This window comes from Pyxidicoccus sp. M6 (assembly GCF_055568925.1).
This window is the reverse complement of sequence record NZ_CM145714.1, coordinates 3,121,206-3,143,840: the sequence shown is the minus strand read 5'-3', so window position 1 is coordinate 3,143,840 and position 22,635 is coordinate 3,121,206. Positions and strand designations below refer to the sequence as shown.

The window sequence follows — 22,635 nt, the reverse complement described above, 5'->3', positions numbered from 1 at the left end:
GATGGGAGCCCAAACGGTGTCCGCCAACCGACATTCCGTTTTGTGACGCGGCCCCTCATGGCCCGGCCGTCGTGCGTGGGAGCAGCCGAGCGCTCCGGCATGCGGACATACGAAGGGCCTCCGCGCGTCTCCAGCAGGGGAAGCGGGGAGGCCCTCGGTGGCCCGGCGTGCTGAAGAGCGGGCGGGTTACTTCACCGTGTCGAGCGCCTGCGCGAGGTCGTCGATGAGGTCCTGCGCGTCCTCGATGCCCACGGAGAGGCGGATGAAGCCGTCGGCGATGCCGAGCTTCTCGCGCGTCTCCTTCGGGACGGAGGCGTGGGTCATGATGGCGGGGTGCTCGATGAGCGACTCCACGCCACCGAGCGACTCGGCGCACGCGAAGACCTTCACCGTCTTGAGGAAGGTGCGCGCGGCCTCCAGGCCACCGTCGATGTCGAAGGTCAGCATGCCGCCGAAGCCCTTCATCTGCTGGCGCGCGAGCTGGTGCTGCGGGTGCGTCTCCAGGCCCGGGTACGTCACCTTCTTCACCTTCGGGTGCGTGGCGAGGTACTGCGCCACCTTCATCGCGTTGAGCGCGTGGCGGTCCATGCGCACGTGCAGCGTCTTCACGCCGCGCAGCACGAGGAAGCTGTCGAAGGCGCCGGACACGCCGCCCACCGCGTTCTGGAGGAAGTACATCCGCTCGGCGACGTCATCGCGGCTGGTGCACACGAAGCCGCCCACCACGTCGCTGTGGCCGTTGAGGTACTTGGTGGTCGAGTGCGCCACCACGTCGAAGCCGAGGTCCAGCGGCCGCTGGAAGTACGGCGTCATGAAGGTGTTGTCCGCGACGGAGAGGATGTTGTGCTTCTTCGCCACCTCGGCGATGCGCGCCAGGTCGATGAGCTTCAACATCGGGTTGGTGGGGGACTCCACCCACACCATCTTCGTCTTCGGCGTGATTGCCGCCTCGAAGCTCCCCGGCTTGGAGAGGTCCACGAAGGAGAAGTTGAGGCCCGAGCGCTTGAAGACCTTGTCGAAGATGCGGAAGGTGCCGCCGTACACGTCATCGGACACGACGACGTGGTCGCCCGCGTCCAGCATGTGCATCAGCATGTCCGTGCCCGCGAGGCCGGAGGCGAACGCGGCGCCGTACTTCGCGCCTTCCAGCGCGGCGAGGCAGTCCTGCAGCGCCTTGCGCGTGGGGTTCTGCGTGCGGCTGTACTCGTAGCCCTTGTGCTCTCCGGGCCCGTCCTGCACGTAGGTGGAGGTCAGGTACACGGGCGTCATGATGGCGCCCGTCGTGGGGTCCGGCTCCTGGCCGGCATGAATGGCAAGCGTGTCGAAGCGCATGGGCGGGGAACTAACACAGCCCTCCCGCACACGCACCAGGAGCACCACCGCCTCTCGGGGGGGCTATTCGAACCTGCCGTGCCGGCCCGCTCCCCGAGCGAAACGGGTAGCGCCGGCGGTGGACTCGGACTCCAGTACTTTGACTCCGCGCTCGAACTCCCCGAGCAGTGCTTCCTCCAGGCCCAGGGCCGCCTGCTCGTAGGCGGAAGCCCGGTCGGCATTCATGCAGGCCTGGGGAAAGGCGGCGACCTCGCGAGCCAGCGCCTCGGCGGCCTCCCGGGCCTGGCCCTTCGGTACCACGCGGTTGACCAACCCCATGGCCAGCGCCTCCTGGGCCGACACCGGGCGGCCGGTGAGGATGAGGTCCAGGGCCCGCGACAGGCCGATGAGCCGGGGGAGCCGTACAGTTCCGCCATCGATGAGCGGTACACCCCAGCGTCGGCAGAAGACGCCGAGCACCGCGTCCTCCTCGGCCACGCGCAAATCACACCACAGGGCCAATTCCAGCCCGCCCGCCACGGCATGGCCGGAGATGGCCGCGATGACGGGCTTGCTCAGCCGCATGCGCGAGGGACCCATCGGCCCGTCACCGTCCGGAGCAAGCCGGTTCGGCCTCCCCTCCGAGATGGCCTTGAGGTCCGCGCCCGCGCAGAAGGTGCCACCGTCGCCGTACAGCACGCCCACACGCGAGTCCGGGTCCGCCTCGAAGGCGCGGAAGGCGTCCGCGAGCGCCTGGGCGGTGGGGCCGTCCACCGCGTTGCGCACCTCGGGACGGTGGAGGACGACGGTGGTGATGGGGCCGTTCTTCTCGACGCGGACGCTCATGGCCCGCGAGTGTCCGTCAGGCGCGCGGTCCGTTCCAGGGGTCGCGCGCTCACCTCACCTTGCCGTCGAAGGTTCAGCTCGACGCGGACGATGTCACGGCCGTCCACGGTGGCGTAGCGGCGCACGCGGAGGTAACGCCGCCACGTCTGCTTGTCGGGCTTGCCCGTCACGGGGCCTGCCCTACTCCTGCGCGCGGACCCAGTGCTGCGTGCGACCGAAGGCGGAGATGCCGACGAAGCCGCGGACCTTCAGCTTCTTGCCCCCGTCCTCGATGGCAATCTTGCACTTGTACGTCTTGCCGTTGGCGGGGTCCATGATGGTGCCGCCCGTCCACTCGTCATCGTCCTTCTTGAGGTTCTGCAGGATGACCATGCCGATGATGGGCTTGTCCTTCAGCGCGCCCTCGCACTTGTCGCAAACGGGGTTCTGGTCCTCGTTGGGCTCGCGGAAGAGCTTCTCAATCTTGCCGAAGAGCTTCCCGTTCTCCTCGTAGATGGCGATGACGGACTTCGGCTTCTTCGTCTCGTCATCGATGGTCGTCCACCGGCCCACCGGCGTCGCGGTGTCCGCCTTCGCATCCTCGGCCAGGGCGTTCGAGGCGAACAGCACGGTCAGCGCGGCCAGTCCCAACCAACGGCTTGCAGTCATTCGGAGTTCCTCCGGTGCGGGGTTCGTTTGCGGACGAATAGACTACCCCGGAGGGTTCCATATTCAGAGAAGACATCGCGCGCCGCGGCGTCCCATGACGCAGCGCGCGGGCCGAGGCGGATTCCGCTGCGCGGAAATGCCGTGTCCCCTCGCGCCGCGAGGTCCGGATGGCGAACGGCGCGCTCCCGCTCACATCGGCGCGTGCGCGCCTTCCCCGGCTTCCGCGCCACGGCCGTGGATGAGCCGCGCCACCGTGCGCAGGTCGTCGATGAAGGCCTCGAGCTGCGCCTCGCGCGCCTCCGGGTCCGGGGCCCGGAGAATCGACGACGGGTGCACCGTGGCCACCACCACGCGCGCCCAATCCGAAGGCATGGGCCGCCCCCGCGACTGGGTGACGCGGAAGTCCTTGCCCAGCAGCGCCTGTGCGGCCGTGGCGCCGAGGCAGACGATGACGTCCGGCCGGAACACGCGAATCTCCGCCTCCAGCCACGGCAGGCAAGCGCGAATCTCCGCCGTGTTCGGCTTCGCGTGGATGCGGCGCTTGCCCTGGCCGGTCCACTTGAAGTGCTTCACCGTATTGGTGACGTACACCTGCGAGCGGTCGATGCCGGCCGCCTCCAGCGCCTCGTCCAGCAGCCGGCCGGACGGCCCCACGAAGGGCCTTCCGGCGCGGTCCTCCTGGTCCCCCGGCTGCTCCCCCACCAGCATGACGCGGGGGCCGGGGCGGGGCCTGCCGGCGGGCTCGCCGAAGACCGTCTGGGTCCCCGTCTTCCACAGGGGACACGCCTGACAGTGCGAGGCCGCTTTTCGGAGCTTGTCGTACGTCGGGGACTCGGGGATGAGAGGGGCCGCGGTCTGGACGGGAGGACGCTTGGGCATGGCTGATTCAGAAGGTAACCACGACGCGCAAGGGGCAGCCGACCCGGTGGGTATGTTCGCCAACCGGCTGCGCAAGGACGCGAAGCGCTTCCGCAAGTGGGCCCGCTCCCAGGGGCTGACGGCCTTCCGCGTCTACGACAGGGACGTTCCCGAGTACCCCTACGCGGTGGACCTCTACGGCGACTGCGCGCACGTGGTGGAGTACCCGCGCCGCCGCGCCCTCAAGTCCGGCGCCGCCGAGGCCCAGCGCGAGGAGGTGCTGGCCGCGGTGACGGAGGTGCTGGGCGTCGCGCCCGAGCGCATCTTCGTGAAGACGCACACGCCCCAGCCGTGGGGCCGCTCGCAGTACGGCCGGGTGGGCGAGGGCAGCGGGCGAATCGTGGTGGAGGAGCAGGGCCTGAAGTTCTGGGTCAACCTCGGCGACTACCTCGACACCGGCCTCTTCATGGACCACCGCAACACCCGCGCGCGCGTGCGCACGGAGGCGAAGGGCAAGCGCTTCCTCAACCTCTTCGCGTACACCGGCGCCTTCACCGTGTATGCCGCCGCCGGAGGCGCCGCGAGCACCACCACGGTGGACCTGTCCAACACGTACCTCGACTGGGCCGAGGACAACCTGGACCTGAATGGACTGGCGGACGCGCGGCACACGCTCATCCGCGCGGACGCGAAGGCGTGGGTGGAGGCACAGGCGGACGGGCCGGAGCGCTACGACCTCGTGGTGTGCGACCCGCCGTCCTTCTCCACGTCGAAGAAGATGACCGGCAGCTTCAACGTGCAGCGCGACCACTCGCGCCTGCTGTCCGCCATCCGAGCGCTGCTCGCGCCCGGCGGCATCCTCTACTTCTCCACCAACTTCCTCGGCTTCGAGCTCAACGACTCGGCCGTGCGGGGAATGGGCGTGGAGGAAATCACCCCCGGCTCCATCCCCGAGGACTTCCAGCGGAAGGAAATCCACCGGTGCTGGCGGATGGTGGCCCCCTGAGTCACCGGGGGCCACCCGCTTCGCTCCGGTGCCGTCCTACAGCCAGCAGACGTTGTCGATGCAGTGCTCGCCGGCGGGGCACTCGCAGTTGGCGACGCACGCCTTGCCGCTGCCCTGGTTCACCGGCTTGCACACCCCCGCCGTGCACACGTTGCCCGCGGGGCACTCGCAGTTGGCGCGGCACACCGGCGAGGTGCCCGCGTCCGCCGGAGGCGGCGGGGTGGGCGTCTTGCAGTAGCCGCTGGTGCACACCTGACCGGAGGGGCAGTCGCAGTTGGCCGCGCACGCGGTGCCCGAGCCCGCGTCCGGCGGCGGAGGCGGCGGCGTGGGCGACTTGCAATAGCCGTTGGTGCACACCTGGCCGGAGGGGCAGTCACAGTTGGCCACGCAGGCCTGGCCCGGGTCCGGCTGCGTCGACTTGCACTGACCATTCACGCAGACGTTGCCGGAGGGGCACTCGCAGTTGGCGCGGCACTCGCCCCCGCTGGGGATGGGTATGCAGTAGCCAATCTGGCAGGTGTACTCGGGCGGGCACTCGGTGGTGGAGTCACAGGACGCGCGGCAGTGGCCGTCCACGCAGTCCTTGCCGCTCTCGCACTGGTAGCCGGTCGTGCACGCCGTCGGGTCCGGCGGGCGCGCGCGGCACACGCCGGCGACGCACGCATCCGTGGAGGGGCACTGCGCGTCCGTCGAGCAGCCGTGGTAGCAGGTGTTGTTGATGCAGTAGTTCCCCGCACCGCAGTCCGCGTTCAGCCGGCACGTCGCGCTGCTGCCGCCGTCCGTCCCACCATCCGCGCGCGTGCCGCCGTCCGTCCCACCGTCCGTGCGCGTGCCCCCATCCGTTCCGCTGTCCGGGCGCGTCGTGCCGCCGTCCGTTCCGCTGTCCGGGCGCGAGCTGTTGGGGACACAGAAGTGGTCGGCGCACTTGTTGCCGTAGCCACACTCGGAATCACGCGAGCATGGCGTGTAGCAGACATTGTTGACGCACACCTCGCCCCGGTCGCAGTCGTGCGAGGCGCGGCAGCTCTTCGAGCCGTCCGGCACCTCGTAACAGCAATTGTCGCGGCAGGTCTCCCCACTGCCACAGTCGAGGTCGCTGTAGCAGGAGTCCTCGTCGTCGAACCAGTCGTCGTTCTCGTGGATGATGCAGCCCGGAAGGGCCGATCCAAGCAGCAGCAGCCAAAGCGGCAGCAGCACGCTGCGCGCGGGGGTATTCCTCATGAGTGGGTGCTCCGAGAAAGTTGGGGGACCGGTCCGGCCACCGGGTGGGTTGTCCGGGTTCAGGTGCGTTTGACGCCGGAGGCGGTACGGCTGATCAAACAATAATTTTGATCGCCCGCATTGGGAGCGGCGACCCAGGGAGTACGGAGGTAGTCTGTGCTGGCCTGGACCTTTCACATCGGCGGCGGAGCGCTGCTGAACGGCGCGAAACCGTTGCATGCCCCCGAGGGAGCGCCCGCGGTGTTCTTCAGAGGAACTCGTTCACTGGCGGAAGTCAGCGCGCCGGCCGAGCGCCTCGGAAGTGCCGTGCCCGTGCCGGAGAGCGCGGACGAGACGCGGCTCCAACATCTGGTGCGCCGGGTCCAGGAGGGTGACCTCTCGGCATTCGAGCAGCTCTATCAGCTCACGCGAATGGACGCGGCGAGGACGCTGAGTCACCTGGTGGGCAATCGCGTGGAAGTAGAAGACCTGTTGCAGGAGACGTACCTGCGACTGCTGACGGCGGTGAAGGGCTACCGGGGCGAGTCCCGCTTCCGGACATTCTTCTACCGGGTGTGCTCCAACGTGGCGCTGTCGCACCTGCGCTGGAAGCGGCGGCGGCCGGAGGACTCGTTCGCGGAGCCGCCGGAGACGGTGGCGCAGGGAGAGGACCCGGAGCATGCGGCGCAGCGCCGTCAGGCGGCGCGGCTGGTGGAGCTGGCGCTGGAGCGGCTGAAGCCGAAGAAGCGCATCGTCTTCGTCTACTACGAGCTGTGCGGGATGAGCCCGGATGAGATTGCGGAGGCCGTGGGAAGCTCGGCCAACACCGTCCGCAGCCGGTTGCATCACGCGAGATTGGAGTTCAACGAGGCCATGCAACGACTGCTCGTTACCCGTCGACCTGGGGGTCTCCATGACACACCCTGAGGTCCAGGCGCTGTGGGCCCTCGCGGCGAGAGAGTTGGATGAGGCGGAGCGGGCTCGTGTGGAAGCGCACGTGGCCGGGTGCGAGGAGTGCGCGCGCGAACTGGAGCGGGTGAAGCAGTCCCGCGCGGTGCTGCATGAGGCGCGCGAGGTGGCGACGGAGGTGCGGTGGGACGCGGTGGACGCGCAGGTGCTCGCGGCGGCGCGGCGGACATTGCAGGAGCCGCCGCGTTCCTGGGCGGCGATTTCATCTGTGTTGCGGCTCCCGTGGGTGAAGCCTCCCGCCACGACTTCCGCCGTGCCCCGGTCCCGGCTCCCGTGGGCCTTGGTGCTCGCGGGGGCCTGCGCGGCGATGCTGGGCTTCTGGATGTTGCGCGTGCCGGAGGTGGTGTCAGGCCCGGCGGTGGTGCGCGAAGGCGACGGTGCCTCGGGCTCGGCGGTGCATGATGACGGCGCCCTCCAGGCCACGGCGCAGACCGGGGGACTGCGGGGTGACGGTGCGCAGGCGACACCTCCCTCGGGGACAGCGAGGGGTGGTGCCTCGGCCACCGCGCGGTCAGACAATGAGCGTCTCGACATGGCGTTGGCGGAGAACACCACGGGCGCGGTGATGCGCGACGCGGGTGGTTCGGAGCGAGCGCTCCAGGCAGGCACGAAGCTGGGCTCGGGCGTTGCGGTCCGGACGCCCACGCGGTCCACGGCCCTGCTGCGGCTCCCGGATGCGAGCCGGGTGCATGTGTCATCGGGGTCAGAGGTGGAGCTGTCGCGAGCGGAGGCGCGTGACGTCCACCTCACGGTGAAGCAGGGCCGGCTGTCGGTGCACGCCTCGCATGTGCAGCGGGAGAAGTTCCTGGTGGAGGCCGCGGGCCTGCGCGTGTCCGTGGTGGGCACCGTCTTCACGGTGGAGCGCACGGAGCACGGCGCGGCGGTGGCCGTGGCGGAAGGCCGCGTGCGCGTGGAGGCGGAAGGTCAGCCCGCGCGATTGGTGAGCGCGGGTGAGCGCGTGGAGCTGGACACCGAGCAGAAGACGCTGAAGCAGGCACCGGTATCGGAGCCCGACCGCCGCGCCTTCGAGGCGCTGAATGCTCCGGCGCAGGGCAACACCGTTGCGACCGAGGCGGTAGCGCAGTCGACGCAGGCTCCGGCTCCAGAGAAGCCAGCGGTCGCCACGAAGGAGGCGCGGCAGCAGGCGGTCTCCGCAACACCGCGCACGGGAGGCAAGGCCGCTGCGCAGAAGGAGCAGACCGCACCACGGAAAGAGGAACCCGCGAGCACGCAGGCTGTCGCTGAAGCGGCGCCGGCCCCCGTGCCCCTGGTGCCTCCGGGCGCGGAGCCGGACCAGGAGTTCGCACCCTACCCCGCGCAGTCCGTGACGGAGTTGCTGCCGCCGAAGACCGCCGAGGCCCCCGCGCCTCCCACGGCCGTGGCGGAGGCGCCCACGCGAAAGGACAAGGACAAGAAGGGGCCCATGGTTCCGATGGCGCTTCTGTCGAACGACGCGGATGAGCGATTCCTCGGCTACGCGCGCCTCCAGATGAACCGGCGCACCTGTGAGAGCTACCTCGTCGGGCTGGAGGAGATTGCGCAGCGGAGCCCCCACAAGGCCCACCGCGAGCAGGCACGCTACCTTCGCGCCCGGTGCTTCGAGGAGAAGCTCCAGCCCAAGGCCGCCCAGAGCGAGTACCGCCAGTACCTCAATGAGTTCCCGCGCGGCCGCTACGTCCGCGAGGCGAAGACCGCGCTGCTGCCCTGAGGAGGGTGCATCAAGTGCCCGTGAGCGGCAGCTTCTGCGGCGGCTCCGTCGCGTTGCCGCGCGCCACCAACTCTCGCACCACGGACTCCAGCGCGCGGATGCGGCGACCCGCGCGGCCCGGGGCCCACAGGGGCACGTCCGGTCCGCGCAGCAGCTCCATCGCTTGCTCCACCCCGCCCGCCTTGCCCTTCAGCGCGCGCGCCGTGGCCAGCCGCACGTTGCGCGCGGGCCGCCGCGTGACGCCTCCGTCCCACAGCAAGTCCAGGGCGAACGTCGTCCACACCGCCAGCTCGTCATCAGGGCGGAGGAACGCCTCGAATCGCGCCAGCGCTTGCGCACGGGGCTCACCCGCGAGCAGCACCTCCTCCGACAACTCCACGTGCAGCGGCGTGCTGCGCGCCAGCGGAAGCTCGGGGGCAATGACAGCCTCGAAGCGCTCGCCCGTGGCGGGGCGGCACGCCACCGCATGCACCAGCTCGGAAGGAATGTCCGCCCCCGACGGGTGCGCGTTGGCCTCGCCGTAGAAGACGACGAGCTTCTCGAAGCGCTCGGCCAGCGTGCGCAGCTCCAGGGGCGGACGCCACGGGCCGAAGTAGATGCGGCGCCGGTTCGGCGTCGTCCGCTGCGACTGCCGCTCCAATTGCGTGTCCACCATGTACTCGAACGCCTTGAGCATGGTGTCGAAGCGCGCCGGGTCTCCCTCCAGGATGCCCAGCATCTCCACCACGGCCTCGATGGTGGACACGCAGTGGTCCGCGGGCTCGGAGCGGATGCGGTAGTTGCTCGGCCGGCGGGGCACGAAGCTGATGCGCGGCAGGCTGGCGAGCAGCGGGTTGCGCGAGACGACCTTCTTCGCCTGGGGCCACGTGCCGTCCACGACGATGATGGTCTCCGGGGGATTCTCGCGAGCCTCCTCCACGGAGATGGCGTTCTCCCCGGGGAAGAGCACGGCCACCTTCTCCGGCCTGGCCGCGAGCTGCTCGATTCGCGCGTGGCCGGCGAAGTCCACGCCCTCGTGCAGCTCGGCGTTCTTCAGCGCCAGCCGCGCCATGCGCGCCGTGCCGATGGCCACACGCCGCTCACGCGGATGCTGGAGGAAGACGACGTGGGTCCGCGTCTCCAGCGGGGGCGGCAGTTGCGCGCAGTAGCACGCACTCTCGGGACGGCGGCAGCGAAGGCACAGGTTACGCACAGCCAGCCTTTACGGTACGCCCCGGGGCGGGGCAAGCACTGCCGACAGGCCGCGAGGAGACCGGACGGCGAGCCAACCCCCACCCTGCTCCCAGGATGGACTCCCACGCACCCTCCTGACGGAGTACAGAAGCCCTCGTGAACCTGCTCCTGCTCTTCGACGAGGACTTCCTCCCGGACGGCACCGCCCGCCTCACGGGACGCCGCGCGCAGCACGCCCGTGAGGTACTGCGCGCCGAGCCCGGCGAGTCCCTGCGCGTGGGCCGCCTCGGGGGCCTCACCGGAACCGGCGAGGTGCTGGAGAACAGCGCCGGCGTCCTCCACCTGCGCGTCTCCCTCACCGAGCCGCCGCCCCCGCGCGCGGGCGTGGACCTGCTCCTCGCCATCCCCCGTCCCAAGGCCCTCAAGAAGGTGCTCCCCGCGGTGGCCTCGCTCGGCGTGGACCGCGTGGTGCTCGTCAACGCGGCCCGCGTGGAGAAGAGCTACTTCGACTCCAAGGTGCTCGACACCACCTTCGAGCGCGAGCTCCTCCTCCAGGGACTGGAGCAGGCCCGCGACACGCACCTGCCCGAGGTCCTCATCCGCGAGCGCTTCCGCCCCTTCGTCGAGGACGAGCTCGACTCCCTCTTCGGGCCGAGCGCCGTCCGGCTGCTCCCCCACCCGCCCGCGAAGCAGCCCCTGCGCGCGGTGGGCGCGGATACGGCCGAGCGCGTCGTGCTCGCCATCGGCCCCGACGGCGGCTGGGTCCCCTTCGAGGCCGACCTCCTCGAAGCCCACGGCTTCCGTCCCTTCTCACTGGGCCCCCGCATCCTCCGGGTGGAGACGGCCGTACCCGTCCTCCTCGGACAGGTGGCCCTTCTGCGAGAGGACATTGCCCCGCGGCACGAGCCAACTCGGGCTTGAAGGGCCGCCGGGCGCTGTTGAAGAGTCACACGCCATGGCCACGTCCTCCCCTTCCGCCACGTCCTCCGCCACCGACGGCACCACGCAACCCGCCGTGGGTGAGCAGCAGCCCCTCGTCACCTCGGAGCCGCAAGCTCCACAGGCCGCGCCCGCGAAGCCCGCCACCCACGACACGGTGCCGCCCCCGGCCCTGCTCGACTTCATGATGAAGCGGTGGAAGCCGGGCGCGAAGAAGCTGCCGCCGAAGCTGAAGCACGCCGACGCCTTCCGTGCCCGCCGCCGCGCCCTCTCCAAGCTGTTCCCCGGCGAGACGCTCGTCATCCCCACCGGCCACGAGAAGGTGCGCGCCAACGACACGTACTACCGCTTCCGGCCGGGCAGCGACTTCTACTACCTCACCGGCAACACCGAGCCGGACTGCGTCCTCGTCCTCCAGCCGAAGGAGGGCGGCGGCCACACCGACATCCTCTTCGTGGAGCCCAACCCCGGCCGCAGCGACTCCACCTTCTTCACGGACCGCAACAAGGGCGAGCTGTGGGTGGGCCCGCGCCTGGGTGTGAAGGAGAGCCAGGCCCGCTTCGCCGTGGACGAGGCGCGCGGGCTCGACGGGCTGAAGGACTACGTTGCCAGCCTGAGCGGCGCCGCCACGAATCCCACGCGCGTGCTGCGCGGCTACTCGCCGAAGGTGGACACGCAGGTGCCCGAGGGCGGAGACCGCGACAAGCAGTTGGCCCAGGCGCTCTCCGAGATGCGGCTCCTCAAGGACGCGCAGGAGCTGCGCGAGCTCCAGGCCTCCATCGACTCCACGCAGCGCGGCTTCGAGGACGTCATCCGCGGCCTGAAGACGGCGAAGACGGAGCGCTACGTGGAGGGTATCTTCAACCTCCGCGCCCGTGTGGAGGGCAACGACGTGGGCTACGGCACCATCGCCGCCAGCGGCTCGCACGCATGCGTGCTGCACTGGACGCGCAATGACGGCCCGCTCGTGCCTGGAGACCTGCTCCTCCTCGACGCGGGCGTGGAGGGCCACACGCTCTACACCGCCGACATCACCCGCACCCTGCCGCTGTCCGGGAAGTTCTCCAAGGAGCAGCGCGAAATCTACGAGCTGGTGCTGGAGGCGCAGGAGCAGGCGATTGCGGCGGTGAAGCCGGGCAACGACTTCATGGAGCCCAACCGCGTGGCCATGCGCGTGCTGGCCAAGGGCCTGGAGACGCTCGGCATCCTCGAGGACGCCGAGGTGGCGCTGAAGGACGAGCACCAGTTCTACAAGCGCTACTCGCTGCACAACGTCAGCCACATGCTGGGCCTGGACGTGCACGACTGCGCGCAGGCGCGGCAGGAGGCGTACAAGTACGGCAAGCTCCAGCCGGGCATGGTGCTGACGGTGGAGCCCGGCCTGTACTTCCAGACGGACGACCTCACCGTGCCGCGGCGCTACCGCGGCATCGGCGTGCGCATCGAAGACGACGTCGTCGTCACCGCGCGCGGCTGCAAGGTGCTGTCCGGGAAGATTCCCCGCACGGTGAAGGACGTGGAGGCGTGGATGAAGTCCGTGTGGAAGGCCGCCAAGAAGTAGGCGGCCCGTTCCACGTCGCGGGAGGACGGTGCGGGCGCACCGTCCGTCACCGGCGATATGCCCGGGCTACTGCGCCGTCCCTTCCGCGGGCGGTGCCGTCTCACCGGGCTCCGTACCCACGGGCGCGGCCGCCGGCGTGGGCACGGTGCCGGCCGCAGCTTTCGACGGCTCGCCGGGCTTCACCGCGGCCGACTTCCGCGTCTTCTCGTACTCCTCCTGGGACAGCGGCTTCAGCTCCTTGAGGGTGGAGTACTCCAGCTTGTACTGGCGCGGCTCGGTGCGCGCGTCCGGGCCGACGGAGAAGTTGATGCGGTGGATTTCGTGCCCGTCCTCCGTCTCCAGCACCACGCGCCAGTCACCGGGCTTCAGGTTGGACGTCGTCGCGTAGTAGCGGTAGCCGCCGTCCGTCCCGTTGCTGCTCACGTTGGCCATGAAGCCGTTGCCGTACGTCGTCCAGCCCTTGTCGGGGTGGTCGAAGTACCAGCGCACGCGGACCTTGTAGGGCGCGAAGCCCTTGGGCGCGAAGATGCGGAAGAAGTAGTACGGCTTGTCGCCCGGCTGCATGACGAAGTCCGGGCCGAACCACGTCCACGGCTTGTACCAGACGGAGTCATCCACCGAGGACAGCTGGTACACGCCGGGGCTCACCCGCTCCACCTTGTGGAAGACGTCCGCGAACTGCACGGCCACCGGCAGCGGCGGAATCACGCCCACGAGGTAGAGCGCCAGCAGCGCCGCCTGCACGCCGAAGCCGGGGATGGCCACGTTGCGGATGAGGAACTCCACGTCCGGACGCCAGCGCTCAATCAGCCGCATCAGCCCGAAGACGTTCGCGCTGCCCAGGGCCACCGCCAGGAGGAATACCCAGAAGCCCATGCGGCCAATCACCACGGGCAGGAGGCACGCGAAGTAGAGCGTCACGCACAGGCTGAGCAGCACCACGCGGATGACGGGGCCCACCTCCCGGAAGCGCGGCAGCTCGTTGGCCACCAGCAGCGCGAACAGGCCCACCACGAACAGGTAGGGCGTGAAGCCCGACGTGGCCTTGAAGAGCAGCAGCATGAAGACGCTGAGCAGGCTTCCGAAGAGGAAGTGCACCGCGTCCTCGCGCCAGCGCCACACCTTGGAGAGCAGCTTCGGCGGCTCCGTCCCCTCCGGGAAGCGCTGCTCCAAGAGCAGCAGCCCGGTGAGGACGAGCAGGTACGCGAAGCTCTGCACCAGCGTCAGCGTGTCGTCGATGCGGCTGAGCGAGACGACGTCGTAGATGAAGCCGCCGAAGAAGAAGAGCGCCATCTCCCACATCTCGTGGCGGGCGCGGAACTCCTGCACCTTGTCCATGAAGGTGGGAGTCTTCTGCGTGGCGACCAGGTCATCCGGGTCCACCGCCGCGGCGGGCGCGTCCGCCGCGAGCGCGACGGCGGCATTCGTGTCGGGGATGACGACATTCCCGGAGGCGGCCGGAGTGCCCGGCGCTTCGACGGTGTCGTCCTTCTTCTCGGGACTGTTGGGCTGTGTTGCGGTGACCACGGCGGTTCCTCGGGGAAGCGGCTGGTGATTCTAGCCGCTTCGGGGGAGACAAATCTCCCCTCCCCCCGCCCCAAGGTCCGCGCGGCCTCAGGCCTGGGACTTGCCGGCGACGAGGTCCGCCAGCTCGCCGCGCTCGGCCAGCTCCATGAGGATGTCGGAGCCGCCGATGAACTGCCCGTTGATGAAGATCTGCGGAATGGTGGGCCAGTTGGTGAAGTCCTTGATGCCCTGGCGAATCTCGGGGTCCGCCAGCACGTCCACCGTGTGGACCTGGCCGTAGGGCTGCAAGAGCTGCAGCGCGCGCGCGGAGAACCCGCACTGCGGGAAGAGGGCATTGCCCTTCATGAAGAGGACGATTTTGTGCGACTTCGTCTCCTGCTCCAGACGGGCCTTGAGCTCGGGATTCATGGAAAGCGTCTCCTTCTAGCGTGGCCCGAGCTTCTGCCACTGCTCGGGCGAATAGGTCTTCAGCGCGAGGGCGTGCAGCTCGCCCGTCTTCAGCCACTGCTGCAGGGGCGCGTACACGAGCTGGTGCTGCTGCACCATGGGCTTGCCAGCGAAGGCCGGGCTCACCACCCGCGCCTCGAAGTGGTCTCCCGTCCCGGTGGTATCTCTAACCTCGACCTCGGAGCCCGGCAGGGCCTCGAGGATTCGGGCACGGACGAAGTCTGCGTCGAGCATCAATTCATCCCTCTTCCCATCACCAGCATGGCCGGGTCCACACCCATGCCACGCAACGTGGTCTCCCACAGCTTCGCGGGCTCCTGGCCCAGCACCGCCTCGGCCGTCGCCTCGGCGAAGAGCCAGGAGCCGGCGGCAATCTCGTTCTCGAGCTGCTTGGGGCCCCAGCCCGCGTAGCCCAGGCAGAAGCGCAGGCGCGGCGAGGGGTTCTCCAACAGTGGCCCCAGCGCGTCCAGCGTCACGCTCAGGAACAGGCCGGGCAGCACCGGGTGCTTCTCCAGCAGCTCCGTGTCGTCGTGGAGGACGAAACCGCGCTGCGGCTCCACCGGGCCGCCCACGTAGACGGGCTGCGCGGTGCGCTCCGAGGCGATGCCCATGTTCTGCCCGCGCGCCAGCTCACCGAGCGTGAGGGGGGCCCCCCGGTTGATGACGAGCCCCATGGAGCCCGTCTCCCCGTGCTCAATCATCAAGATGACCGAGCGGTAGAAGTTCGGGTCCCCGAGCTGGGGCATCGCCAGCAGGAGTCCGGGAGCGAGGTTCTTCACATGAAGAGCATCGACCGTTCGCGAAGGCGGCGCAACCGGAACCCGTCCCACGAGGCTCCGGTCCGTCCACCCGCGCGACATGCGGGCTGCGTCAGTGCCAGCTCGTGTGCTTGGACTGGAGCGCCTCGGCGAGCTTCTCGGGGTTGAGGGGCTTGCCGATGAAGAGGTCCGCGCCCAGGCCCTTGCACTTGCGCGCCATGGCCGAGTCGCTCATGGCGCTCACGCCGATGAGGACGGACTGCGGGAAGCGCTCGCGCAGCTTCGACATCAGCGTGGCGCCGCTGCGGCCGGGCAGGAAGACGTCGACGATGGCGGCGTCCATGCGCTTGTTGCGCACGGCGAACTCCGCCTCCTCGGCGCTGCCCACCGGCAGTGGCTCGTAGCCCCAGCCCGCCAGGAGCTCCACGAGGATTTCGCGATGCGTGGGGTCGTCCTCGACGACGAGCACCGCGCCGCGCGCGGGTTCGAGCTTCAGGTCGTCATTGCGCGTGGTGCGCTCGCTCGAATCGTGGCCAGTGGAGATGGGCAGCTCTTCGACGGTGGGCAGGGACATGAGTGCACCGGTTGGGCAAAAGGTTTCCGTGTGATGGAAACCCACCCCCCGACGTTGGGAATTCCATGGGAGGAGGTGCTTCTCCCACCCCTGCGCGCCTGCTCAGGCGGCGCGACGAGGGGCCGCCGAGAGCGCCTGGGAAGCGAGCGAGGCGCCGAGCACCAGCAATACCAGCAGGGCCCACGCGGGCAGGACGACGCGGCCGCCGCCCTCGTAGATGAGGGCCGCGTAGCTGGTGCCGAGATAGCGGCCCAGGGACATGGGCTCCATGCGGGCGATGCCGAAGAAGCTCACGGTGGACTCGGTGAGGATGGCGGCGGGGAGGCGACTGAGGAACACGGCGAGCGCGAAGGGGCGCAGGGCGGGCCACAGGTGGACGCGCAGGAGGTGGACTCCTCCCCCGCCGAGCGCTCGGGCGGCCGCGACGTATTCCTGCGACTCCAGCGTGGCGAGCCGGTTGCGGAACATGCGCGCCGGGCCCGCCCAGCCCACGAGGGCGAGAGACGCCACCATGAGGCCGAAGGGGCCGAGCCCTCCGCCCACGCCCGCGTCGGAGAGGGACTGGCCCGCGAGCTGGAGGACCATGACGACGAGGACGTCGGGCAGCGCGAAGACGGCGTCCACCGTGCGCAGGATTGCCTGTTCCACGGTGCCGCCGGTGAGACGCGCCACCGCCGCGACAGTGAGGCCGATGAGCGTGGACAGCCCGCCCGCCGCGAGGCCCACGGCGAGGGAGACCCAGAGTCCGCCGAAGGCCAGCTCGCACACCGTGCGGTCCGGACGCGTCGGGTCCATGCCGAGCGGACAGGTGCTCGCGAGCGCCTCGGGAAAGAGGCGGCCCGCGATGAGGCTGAGGACACCGAGGCCAATCAACAGCGTCAGCCCGAAGCGGGCTCGCGTGGGAACGCGGCTCATGTCGTGGCCTCCCGCGAGCGAGGGTCCACCGCGTAGCGCACCACCTCCACCGCGAGGCTCACGAGCACGAGCAGCGATGCGAAGGTGGTGGTGGCGACGACGACGACGGCCACCTGCTTGTTGAGCACCGCGAGCACGTAGAGCTGGCCGAAGTAGGGCAGGCCGAAGACGCGCTCCGCGGCGAACGAACCGGCCAGCAGCGAAGTCGCCACCGGCCCCACCGCGTCGAGCAGCGCGGGCCACACGTTGGGCAGCACATGACGACGCAGCACGGTGCTCCGCGCCAGGCCCTTGCCCAGCGCGGTGCGTACGTAGTCACGAGACAACTCCGTCTCCAGCGAGTCACCGACAAGAGTGCCCAGGAAGATGCCGGGCCACACCGAGGTGACGAGCGCCGCGCAGAGCTCCGGCAGCATGTGCCCACGCTCCACCACGCCGGGGGCCAGCAGCAGCGCGGGGATGAAGACAGGCGTGCCGAAGGCCACCGCTGGCACCACATCTCCCAGCGCCGCCCACTTCCCCCGGCGCCAGCGCGTGCGCAGCAACGCGAAGCCCAGCGCCCACGTCAGCGCGAGCGGCAGCGCCATCAACCCCACGCCCACGCTGCCGGAGAGCTTCAGCAGCAGCTCATCACCGGTGATGCCCTGTGCGCTGGTGCCCAGCCGCTCGCCGCGAAACAGCTTCTCCCAGGGACGCAAGAAGCCCAGCGGCTCACCGACGCCGAGGTCGCGCCGATACGAAGCGGCGAGTTCCTTCGACACCTGCCGCTTGGCCTCCGTCTCCGTGGTGAGCGGCAACGCCGTCATGAGGAAGTACGAGGCCAACGCCACCAATGGCACCAACACCAACTGCCTCGTGAGCTTCTGCGCCACGAGCATCATGGTGTCGCCCCTGCCCGTGCTTCCGTCGCAGGCGCCAGCCGCAGCGCACGCAGCGCGAGGAAGTTGAACGGATCCACATCCATCCCGTGCAGCCGGGCCCGAGCGCGGTAGTAGCGGTCCGGATGGTAGATGGGCGCAATCACCGCCTGCTCGCCGACGAGCACCTCCTGGGCCTGCGCATACAGCGCGCGCGCCTTTGCCTCGTCCGGCTCTCCGTCTCCCGCCTCCAGCAGTCGCTCGAAGCGCGCCATGGGCTCACCACCCGCCTGCGTCTCCCAGCCCGTCTGGTGATTGCCCTCGCGCTCGAACAGCGTGAAGAACGTATTGGGGTGCGCGTAGTCCGCGCCGAGCCGCCGCATGTACAGGTCATACACGCGCGGCCCCTGCGCGGAGCGGCGAGCCACCTCCGCCGACAAGTCCGAGCGTGGCTCCACCACCACCTGCACGCCCACGCGCGCCAGTTGGGCAGCCACGCGTTCGGCAATCGCCACCTCCGGCACGAAGCCATCGCCCTGCCGGTAGATGAGCCGCAGCGGCCGGTCCAACCCCGGCACTCCCGCGAGCGCCGCACGCGCGGCCTCGGGCGCATAGTGCGGCAGGCGCGCGGCCTCCTCGGGAGTCGCGGCACCGGGCAGCTCCGGCGGCAGCAACGTGTTGGACGGTCGCGACGCGGGCAGCAGCCCCGCCACCAGCGCCTCGCGGTCCAGTGCCATCGACAGCGCGCGCCGCACCTCGGGCCGGTTCAACGGAGGCCGCTCCGTGTTGAACGCGAGGAAGTACGTGGATAGCAGCGGCTCGCGTTGCAGGTCCTCCGGCCGCCGCACGCGCAGCGCCGCGGCGCTGTCCACGAAGACGAAGTCCACCCGGCCACGCTCGTATAGCGCGGGGCCGATTTCTGACTTCATCAGCGTAATCACCGGAGCAGGCGCCTCCCCGGGCCCGAGCGGCGGAGGAAACGCCGTAGCCGGGTTGTAGACGAGCCGCACGCGCTCACCCGCGCGGTCCCACCGCTCGACACGGTACGGCCCCAGCGCGAGCGGCCGTCCGTCGCGAGGCCGGTCGAAGTAGTCGCGGACCTCCTCGTCCGACTTCCCCTCCAGGTCCGCCGAGGGCGCGGGATAGAAGATGTACACATTGGCGATGCGAGCGAGGAAATAGCTGCGCGGCCGCGCCAGCATCACCCGAAGCGTGTGCGCGTCCACGGCCTCCACGCCCACGCGTTCCAGCGCCGCGCGCACCTCGGCCTCGGGGGCACCACGCTCCTGCAGCGCGAGCGCCTCCGCCGCGCCATCCAGGTCCGCCATCTCGCCGCGCTCACGTCCACGCAGTGCGCGCCGCCAGCCGACGACGAAGTCGCGCGCGGTGAGCGGCGAGCCGTCGGACCAGCGCACGTCCTTCCGCAGGTGGAAGGTGTAGACCTCGCGGCCCTGCGCGTCGCCTGCCCGCTCCCACCGCTCGGCGAGGCCGGGCTGCACGGAGTGGTCCGGCCCCAGCATGGTGAGCCCGCGCTGGGTGGCCATCATCACCGGGTAGTTCGCCCAGCTCTCCGGGTCCGAGTGGCTCCAGTCGAGCGTGGTGGGCATGGCCGCCACCACCACCTTCACACCCGGGTCCGGCTGGAAGCCACACGGCCCGCAGGCCGTGGCCGCCAGGGCCAGCACGAGGAACGTCCACCGGAGTCGAGCGCGGGAGGCCACTTGGGGCCACGTTGTACCCCGAAGCCCGCGCACCCCGGAAAGAGAGAAGCCAGGACCCCGGCGACCTCGGTCGTCCGGCATCCTGGCTTCACTTCATCTCAGCGTCCCTCCCCGCTCAGGGAGGGAGCCTTCGCCCGGGTGCGCCCTGGCCGGCTGGGCGTGCCACATCCACGGAGCCGGAGCAGGGACGGAGCCAGGCCGTGGGACCCGCCTCAATCCGATGCACATTGCCCCGGAGGCATCGAGAGGGCTGCTCCTCACTCAGCGGCGAGCTGGACCACGTGCTGCCGCTGAACGAGGCGCATCCGGCGGAGCAAGCCGCTACCTGAGGGCCGGTTCAGGTCCCTCCTCCCTGAATCGTCACGGATACCGGTATGAGGCGGTCAGCGGTCGTCCCGTCCCCCAATTGGCCGAGGTTGTTGCGCCCCCAGGCCCAGACGGTGCCGTCCTGCCTCGCAGCCACCGTATGGAAGTTACCCGCAGCGATGGCGGTGGCTCCCGTCAGCACCTGCACCGGCGAGAAGCGGCGAGTGGTCGTCCCATCCCCCAGCTGGCCGTAGAAGTTGTTGCCCCAGGCCCAGGCGGTGCCATCCGGCTTCACGGCCACCGTGTGGTTGCCATTGCCCGCGGCAAGCAGGGGCCCCACGGAAGTCGCGGAGGCCTGGGCACCCTGCAAGCCCAACGCAGTGCTTTTGAACGAGCCCAGACTCGCAGGCGCCGTCGAGACGCCTTCGCCCATCGCCGCTTCGCGGGTGGTCGTCTCCTGCATGCCCTGCTCCGCGCCCGGAGCATCCTGCGGACCGCAGCCCGCCACCGTGGCGCAGAGGGCCAGGGCCACCCACGCCAACCACTTCCGTCCTTCCTGTCTCATCAATCCCCTCTTGCCCTCGCGCCGCGCGAGCGCCGCCGTCCCGGCCCGGGCGGCAAAGGCAGCCAGCGATTCCGGGAGAGAGCTTCGGGAGGACTATAAGATTCCAGAAATATTGCAAATGGGTACGCGCCACCCCACGGGCATCAACACGGAATTCAAAGACAGACACCCAGAAAACAGAGAAGCCAGGACCCCGGCGACCCAAGTCGTCCGGCATCCTGGCTTCTCTTCAACCCGGTGCTCCCTCAGTCAGAGGAAGCCCTCGATTCACCGCAACTAGGCCGGAGCCCCGGCCGGCGCGGAGGCCGGCATCTCGGCGGCAGGCACCTGCTTCTGGCCGTCGGTGCTGAGCGGCTTGCGGCCGAACTCCTCCGGCTTCTCCAGCACCAGCGCCTCGCGGAGCACCTCGTCCACGAACTCCACCGGGACGATGCGCAGCTGCTTGCGAATCTTCAGCGGGATGTCCTTCAGGTCCTTCTTGTTCGCCTTCGGAATCAGGACCGTCTTGATGCCCGCCCGGTGCGCGGCCAGCGTCTTCTCCTTCAGGCCGCCAATGGGCAGCACGCGTCCGCGCAGCGTGATTTCGCCCGTCATCGCCACGTCACGCCGAATCAGCGTGCGGGTGAGCGCGCTCACCAGCGCCGTGCAGATGGTGACGCCCGCGGAGGGGCCGTCCTTCGGAATCGCGCCCTCCGGCAGGTGGACGTGGATGTCGTAGTTCTCGAACGCCTTCCGGTCGATGCCGAACCTGTCTGCGCGGCTGCGCACGTACGACATGGCCGCCTGCGCGGACTCCTGCATCACCTCGCCCAGCTTGCCGGTGATGATGAGCTTGCCCTTGCCCGGCATGATGGTGGCCTCGGTGGTGAGGATTTCACCGCCCAGCTCCGTCCACGCCAGGCCCGTGACGATGCCCACCTGGTCCTCGGCCTCCGCCATGCCGTAGCGGTAGCGCGGGGTGCCCAGGAACTTCATCGCCATCTTCCGGTCCACCGCCACGTCGCGCTTGCCGTTCTTCAGCACGTCGCGCGCAATCTTCCGGAACACGCCGCCAATCTCACGCTCGAGCGAGCGCACGCCGGACTCACGCGTGTACCGGTGGATGATGGTCCGCAGCGCCGGGTCGCTGATGTCCACCTTCACGTCCGTCAGCCCGTTGGCCTCCTGCTCCTTCGGGATGAGGTACCGGCGAGCAATCGAGAGCTTCTCCGGCTCGGTGTAGCCCGCGATGCGAATCACTTCCATGCGGTCCTGCAGCGGACCGGGGATGTTGTGCATCGTGTTCGCGGTGCAGATGAACATCACCTTGGACAAGTCGTAGTCGAGGTCCAGGTAGTGGTCGTTGAAGTTGTGGTTCTGCTCGGGGTCCAGCACCTCCAGCAGCGCCGCGCTCGGGTCGCCGCGGAAGTCGGTGGACATCTTGTCGATTTCGTCGAGCAGGAAGACGGGGTTGTTGCTGCCCGCCTTCTTCAGCGACTGGATGAGCTTGCCCGGCATCGCACCGATGTACGTGCGCCGGTGGCCGCGAATCTCCGCCTCGTCACGCACGCCGCCCAGCGACAGGCGCACGAACTTGCGGCCGGTGGCCCGAGCAATCGAGCGCGCCAGCGACGTCTTGCCCACGCCCGGAGGACCGACGAAGCACAGCACGGGGCCCTTGAGCTTCTTCACCAGCTGCTGCACCGCCAGGTACTCGAGGATGCGCTCCTTCGGCTTCTTCAGGCCGTAGTGGTCCTCGTTGAGCACCCGCTCCGCCTCGGTGACGTCCAGGCGGTCCTGGGTCTCGTCGTACCAGGGCAGGCTGATGATCCAGTCGATGTAGTTGCGGACGACGGTGGCCTCGGCGCTCATCGGGCTCATCATCCGGAGCTTCTTCAGCTCCTTCTTGACCTTGAGCGTGGCCTCCTTGCTCATCCGCTTGTTCTTCAGCTTCTCTTCAATCTCCTGGATTTCGTTCTTGAACTCGTCGCGCTCGCCCAGCTCCTTCTGAATGGCCTGCATCTGCTCATTCAGGTAGTACTCCTTCTGGGTCTTCTCCATCTGCTTCTTGACGCGCGTGCGGATCTTCTTCTCCACCTGGAGAATCTCGATCTCACCCTGCATCAGCTCGTAGAGCTTCTCCAGGCGCTTGGCCGGGGACTCCGTCTCGAGCAGGGCCTGCTTGTCATTCAGCTTCAGGGAGAGGTGCGCGACGATGGTGTCCGCCAGGCGCGCCGGGTCGTCGATGCTCGCCACCTGCATGAGCATCTCAGGCGGAATCCGCTTGTTGAGCTTGACGAAGGCCTCGAACACGGAGTGCACGCTGCGCACGAGCGCCTCGAGCTCCACGCTCTTCTCCGTCTGCTCCTCGACCTCCTCCACCTCGACCATGAAGAAGGCGTCGTTGGGGTGGAACTTCTTCACCCGGGCGCGGCGCACACCTTCCACCAGCACCTTCACCGTGCCGTCCGGCAGCGGGAGGAGCTGGATGACGTGGCCCAGCGTACCGAAGTGAAAGATGTCGTCCGGGGTGGGGTCGTTGGTCTTGGCCTTCTTCTGCGCGGCCAGCAGGATGACGGCCTTGTCGTCCGGCCCCTTGTGCGCCATCGCGTCCTTCAACGCCGCGATGGACTTCTCCCGGCCGACGAACAACGGCACCACCATGTGCGGGAACACGATGATGTCCCGAAGGGGCAAGAGCGGGACGGTGAGTCCCCGCTTCTGGGCTTCCTTCTTGTCGTCACGTCCGAAGAACATGTATCCGCCA

22 protein-coding genes are annotated in these 22,635 nt (G+C 69.3%); 5 read left to right on the top strand and 17 right to left on the bottom strand.

The genetic code is table 11. From position 1 onward, the window contains the following. Positions 1-186: 186 nt before the first annotated feature. From ACVTJA_RS13210 to ACVTJA_RS13190, 5 genes are all read right to left on the bottom strand, one after another. Entirely contained in the window at positions 187-1,332 is a 1,146-nt protein-coding gene (locus ACVTJA_RS13210; RefSeq protein ID WP_465836709.1) for a cystathionine gamma-synthase, read from the bottom strand. A gap of 63 nt (positions 1,333-1,395) precedes the next feature. Next, on the bottom strand, positions 1,396-2,157 hold the full coding sequence (locus ACVTJA_RS13205) for a crotonase/enoyl-CoA hydratase family protein (protein ID WP_465836708.1): 762 nt from the start codon (positions 2,155-2,157) through the stop codon (positions 1,396-1,398). Then, a complete protein-coding gene (locus ACVTJA_RS13200; protein WP_465836707.1) occupies positions 2,154-2,327 on the bottom strand; it encodes a hypothetical protein in 174 nt (57 codons plus the stop codon). The genes ACVTJA_RS13205 and ACVTJA_RS13200 overlap by 4 nt, the downstream gene beginning before the upstream one ends. A 10-nt stretch (positions 2,328-2,337) precedes the next feature. After that, the gene (locus ACVTJA_RS13195; RefSeq protein ID WP_465836706.1) at positions 2,338-2,805 is read right to left on the bottom strand and encodes a DUF2147 domain-containing protein; all 468 of its coding nucleotides are present in this window, start codon (positions 2,803-2,805) and stop codon (positions 2,338-2,340) included. 189 nt (positions 2,806-2,994) lie between these two features. After that, the gene (locus ACVTJA_RS13190; RefSeq protein WP_465836705.1) at positions 2,995-3,684 is read right to left on the bottom strand and encodes a UdgX family uracil-DNA binding protein; all 690 of its coding nucleotides are present in this window, start codon (positions 3,682-3,684) and stop codon (positions 2,995-2,997) included. Here ACVTJA_RS13190 and ACVTJA_RS13185 point away from each other — a divergent pair. Continuing rightward, a complete protein-coding gene (locus ACVTJA_RS13185) occupies positions 3,683-4,669 on the top strand; it encodes a class I SAM-dependent methyltransferase (RefSeq protein WP_465836704.1) in 987 nt (328 codons plus the stop codon). The genes ACVTJA_RS13190 and ACVTJA_RS13185 overlap by 2 nt on opposite strands. Positions 4,670-4,705: 36 nt before the next feature. Here the strand turns inward: ACVTJA_RS13185 and ACVTJA_RS13180 are convergent, their stop codons facing one another. After that, positions 4,706-5,890, bottom strand: coding sequence for an EB domain-containing protein (locus ACVTJA_RS13180; protein ID WP_465836703.1), 1,185 nt, complete (start codon positions 5,888-5,890; stop codon positions 4,706-4,708). 240 nt (positions 5,891-6,130) lie between these two features. Here ACVTJA_RS13180 and ACVTJA_RS13175 point away from each other — a divergent pair, with 240 nt between their 5' ends. Together ACVTJA_RS13175 and ACVTJA_RS13170 are read left to right on the top strand one after the other, a co-directional pair. Further along, a complete protein-coding gene (locus ACVTJA_RS13175; protein ID WP_465836702.1) occupies positions 6,131-6,796 on the top strand; it encodes an RNA polymerase sigma factor in 666 nt (221 codons plus the stop codon). Further along, the gene (locus ACVTJA_RS13170) at positions 6,783-8,546 is read left to right on the top strand and encodes a FecR domain-containing protein (RefSeq protein WP_465836701.1); all 1,764 of its coding nucleotides are present in this window, start codon (positions 6,783-6,785) and stop codon (positions 8,544-8,546) included. The genes ACVTJA_RS13175 and ACVTJA_RS13170 overlap by 14 nt, the downstream gene beginning before the upstream one ends. A gap of 10 nt (positions 8,547-8,556) precedes the next feature. Here the strand turns inward: ACVTJA_RS13170 and ACVTJA_RS13165 are convergent, their stop codons facing one another. Beyond that, positions 8,557-9,744, bottom strand: coding sequence for a tRNA-uridine aminocarboxypropyltransferase (locus ACVTJA_RS13165; RefSeq protein WP_465840381.1), 1,188 nt, complete (start codon positions 9,742-9,744; stop codon positions 8,557-8,559). Positions 9,745-9,875: 131 nt separating this feature from the next. Between ACVTJA_RS13165 and ACVTJA_RS13160 the strand changes: the two genes are divergently transcribed. Both ACVTJA_RS13160 and ACVTJA_RS13155 read left to right on the top strand, forming a co-directional pair. Further along, entirely contained in the window at positions 9,876-10,640 is a 765-nt protein-coding gene (locus ACVTJA_RS13160; protein WP_465836700.1) for a 16S rRNA (uracil(1498)-N(3))-methyltransferase, read from the top strand. A 34-nt stretch (positions 10,641-10,674) separates the two neighbouring features. Beyond that, the gene (locus ACVTJA_RS13155; RefSeq protein ID WP_465836699.1) at positions 10,675-12,219 is read left to right on the top strand and encodes an aminopeptidase P family protein; all 1,545 of its coding nucleotides are present in this window, start codon (positions 10,675-10,677) and stop codon (positions 12,217-12,219) included. 66 nt (positions 12,220-12,285) lie between these two features. On the opposite strand, the gene ACVTJA_RS13150 is transcribed toward ACVTJA_RS13155, so the two are convergent. The 10 genes from ACVTJA_RS13150 to lon all read right to left on the bottom strand — a co-directional run bounded on the left by ACVTJA_RS13150 (position 12,286) and on the right by lon (position 22,625). Then, positions 12,286-13,746 carry a DUF2914 domain-containing protein gene (locus ACVTJA_RS13150; protein ID WP_465836698.1) on the bottom strand — a complete coding sequence of 487 codons (1,461 nt, stop codon included), beginning with the start codon at positions 13,744-13,746 and terminating at the stop codon, positions 12,286-12,288. Between the two features lie 87 nt (positions 13,747-13,833). Further along, positions 13,834-14,154: a Grx4 family monothiol glutaredoxin gene (gene grxD / locus ACVTJA_RS13145; RefSeq protein ID WP_465836697.1), complete on the bottom strand. Its 321-nt coding sequence runs from the start codon at positions 14,152-14,154 to the stop codon at positions 13,834-13,836. Between the two features lie 15 nt (positions 14,155-14,169). Beyond that, complete coding sequence (locus ACVTJA_RS13140; RefSeq protein WP_206720857.1) at positions 14,170-14,427, bottom strand: BolA family protein; 258 nt, start codon at positions 14,425-14,427, stop codon at positions 14,170-14,172. Next, positions 14,427-14,972, bottom strand: a complete 546-nt coding sequence (locus tag ACVTJA_RS13135) for a YqgE/AlgH family protein (RefSeq protein WP_465836696.1) — start codon at positions 14,970-14,972, stop codon at positions 14,427-14,429. The genes ACVTJA_RS13140 and ACVTJA_RS13135 overlap by 1 nt, the downstream gene beginning before the upstream one ends. Before the next feature lie 91 nt (positions 14,973-15,063). Then, complete coding sequence (locus tag ACVTJA_RS13130; RefSeq protein WP_465836695.1) at positions 15,064-15,525, bottom strand: response regulator; 462 nt, start codon at positions 15,523-15,525, stop codon at positions 15,064-15,066. 102 nt (positions 15,526-15,627) lie between these two features. Further along, positions 15,628-16,440, bottom strand: coding sequence for an ABC transporter permease subunit (locus ACVTJA_RS13125; protein ID WP_465836694.1), 813 nt, complete (start codon positions 16,438-16,440; stop codon positions 15,628-15,630). After that, a complete protein-coding gene (locus tag ACVTJA_RS13120) occupies positions 16,437-17,321 on the bottom strand; it encodes an ABC transporter permease subunit (protein ID WP_465836693.1) in 885 nt (294 codons plus the stop codon). The genes ACVTJA_RS13125 and ACVTJA_RS13120 overlap by 4 nt, the downstream gene beginning before the upstream one ends. Beyond that, a complete protein-coding gene (locus tag ACVTJA_RS13115) occupies positions 17,318-18,904 on the bottom strand; it encodes a peptide ABC transporter substrate-binding protein (RefSeq protein ID WP_465840379.1) in 1,587 nt (528 codons plus the stop codon). The genes ACVTJA_RS13120 and ACVTJA_RS13115 overlap by 4 nt, the downstream gene beginning before the upstream one ends. 451 nt (positions 18,905-19,355) lie before the next feature. Next, entirely contained in the window at positions 19,356-19,889 is a 534-nt protein-coding gene (locus ACVTJA_RS13110) for an RCC1 domain-containing protein (protein ID WP_465836692.1), read from the bottom strand. A 276-nt stretch (positions 19,890-20,165) separates the two neighbouring features. Further along, positions 20,166-22,625, bottom strand: coding sequence for an endopeptidase La (lon, locus tag ACVTJA_RS13105; protein WP_465836691.1), 2,460 nt, complete (start codon positions 22,623-22,625; stop codon positions 20,166-20,168). Between the last annotated feature and the right edge of the window lie 10 nt (positions 22,626-22,635).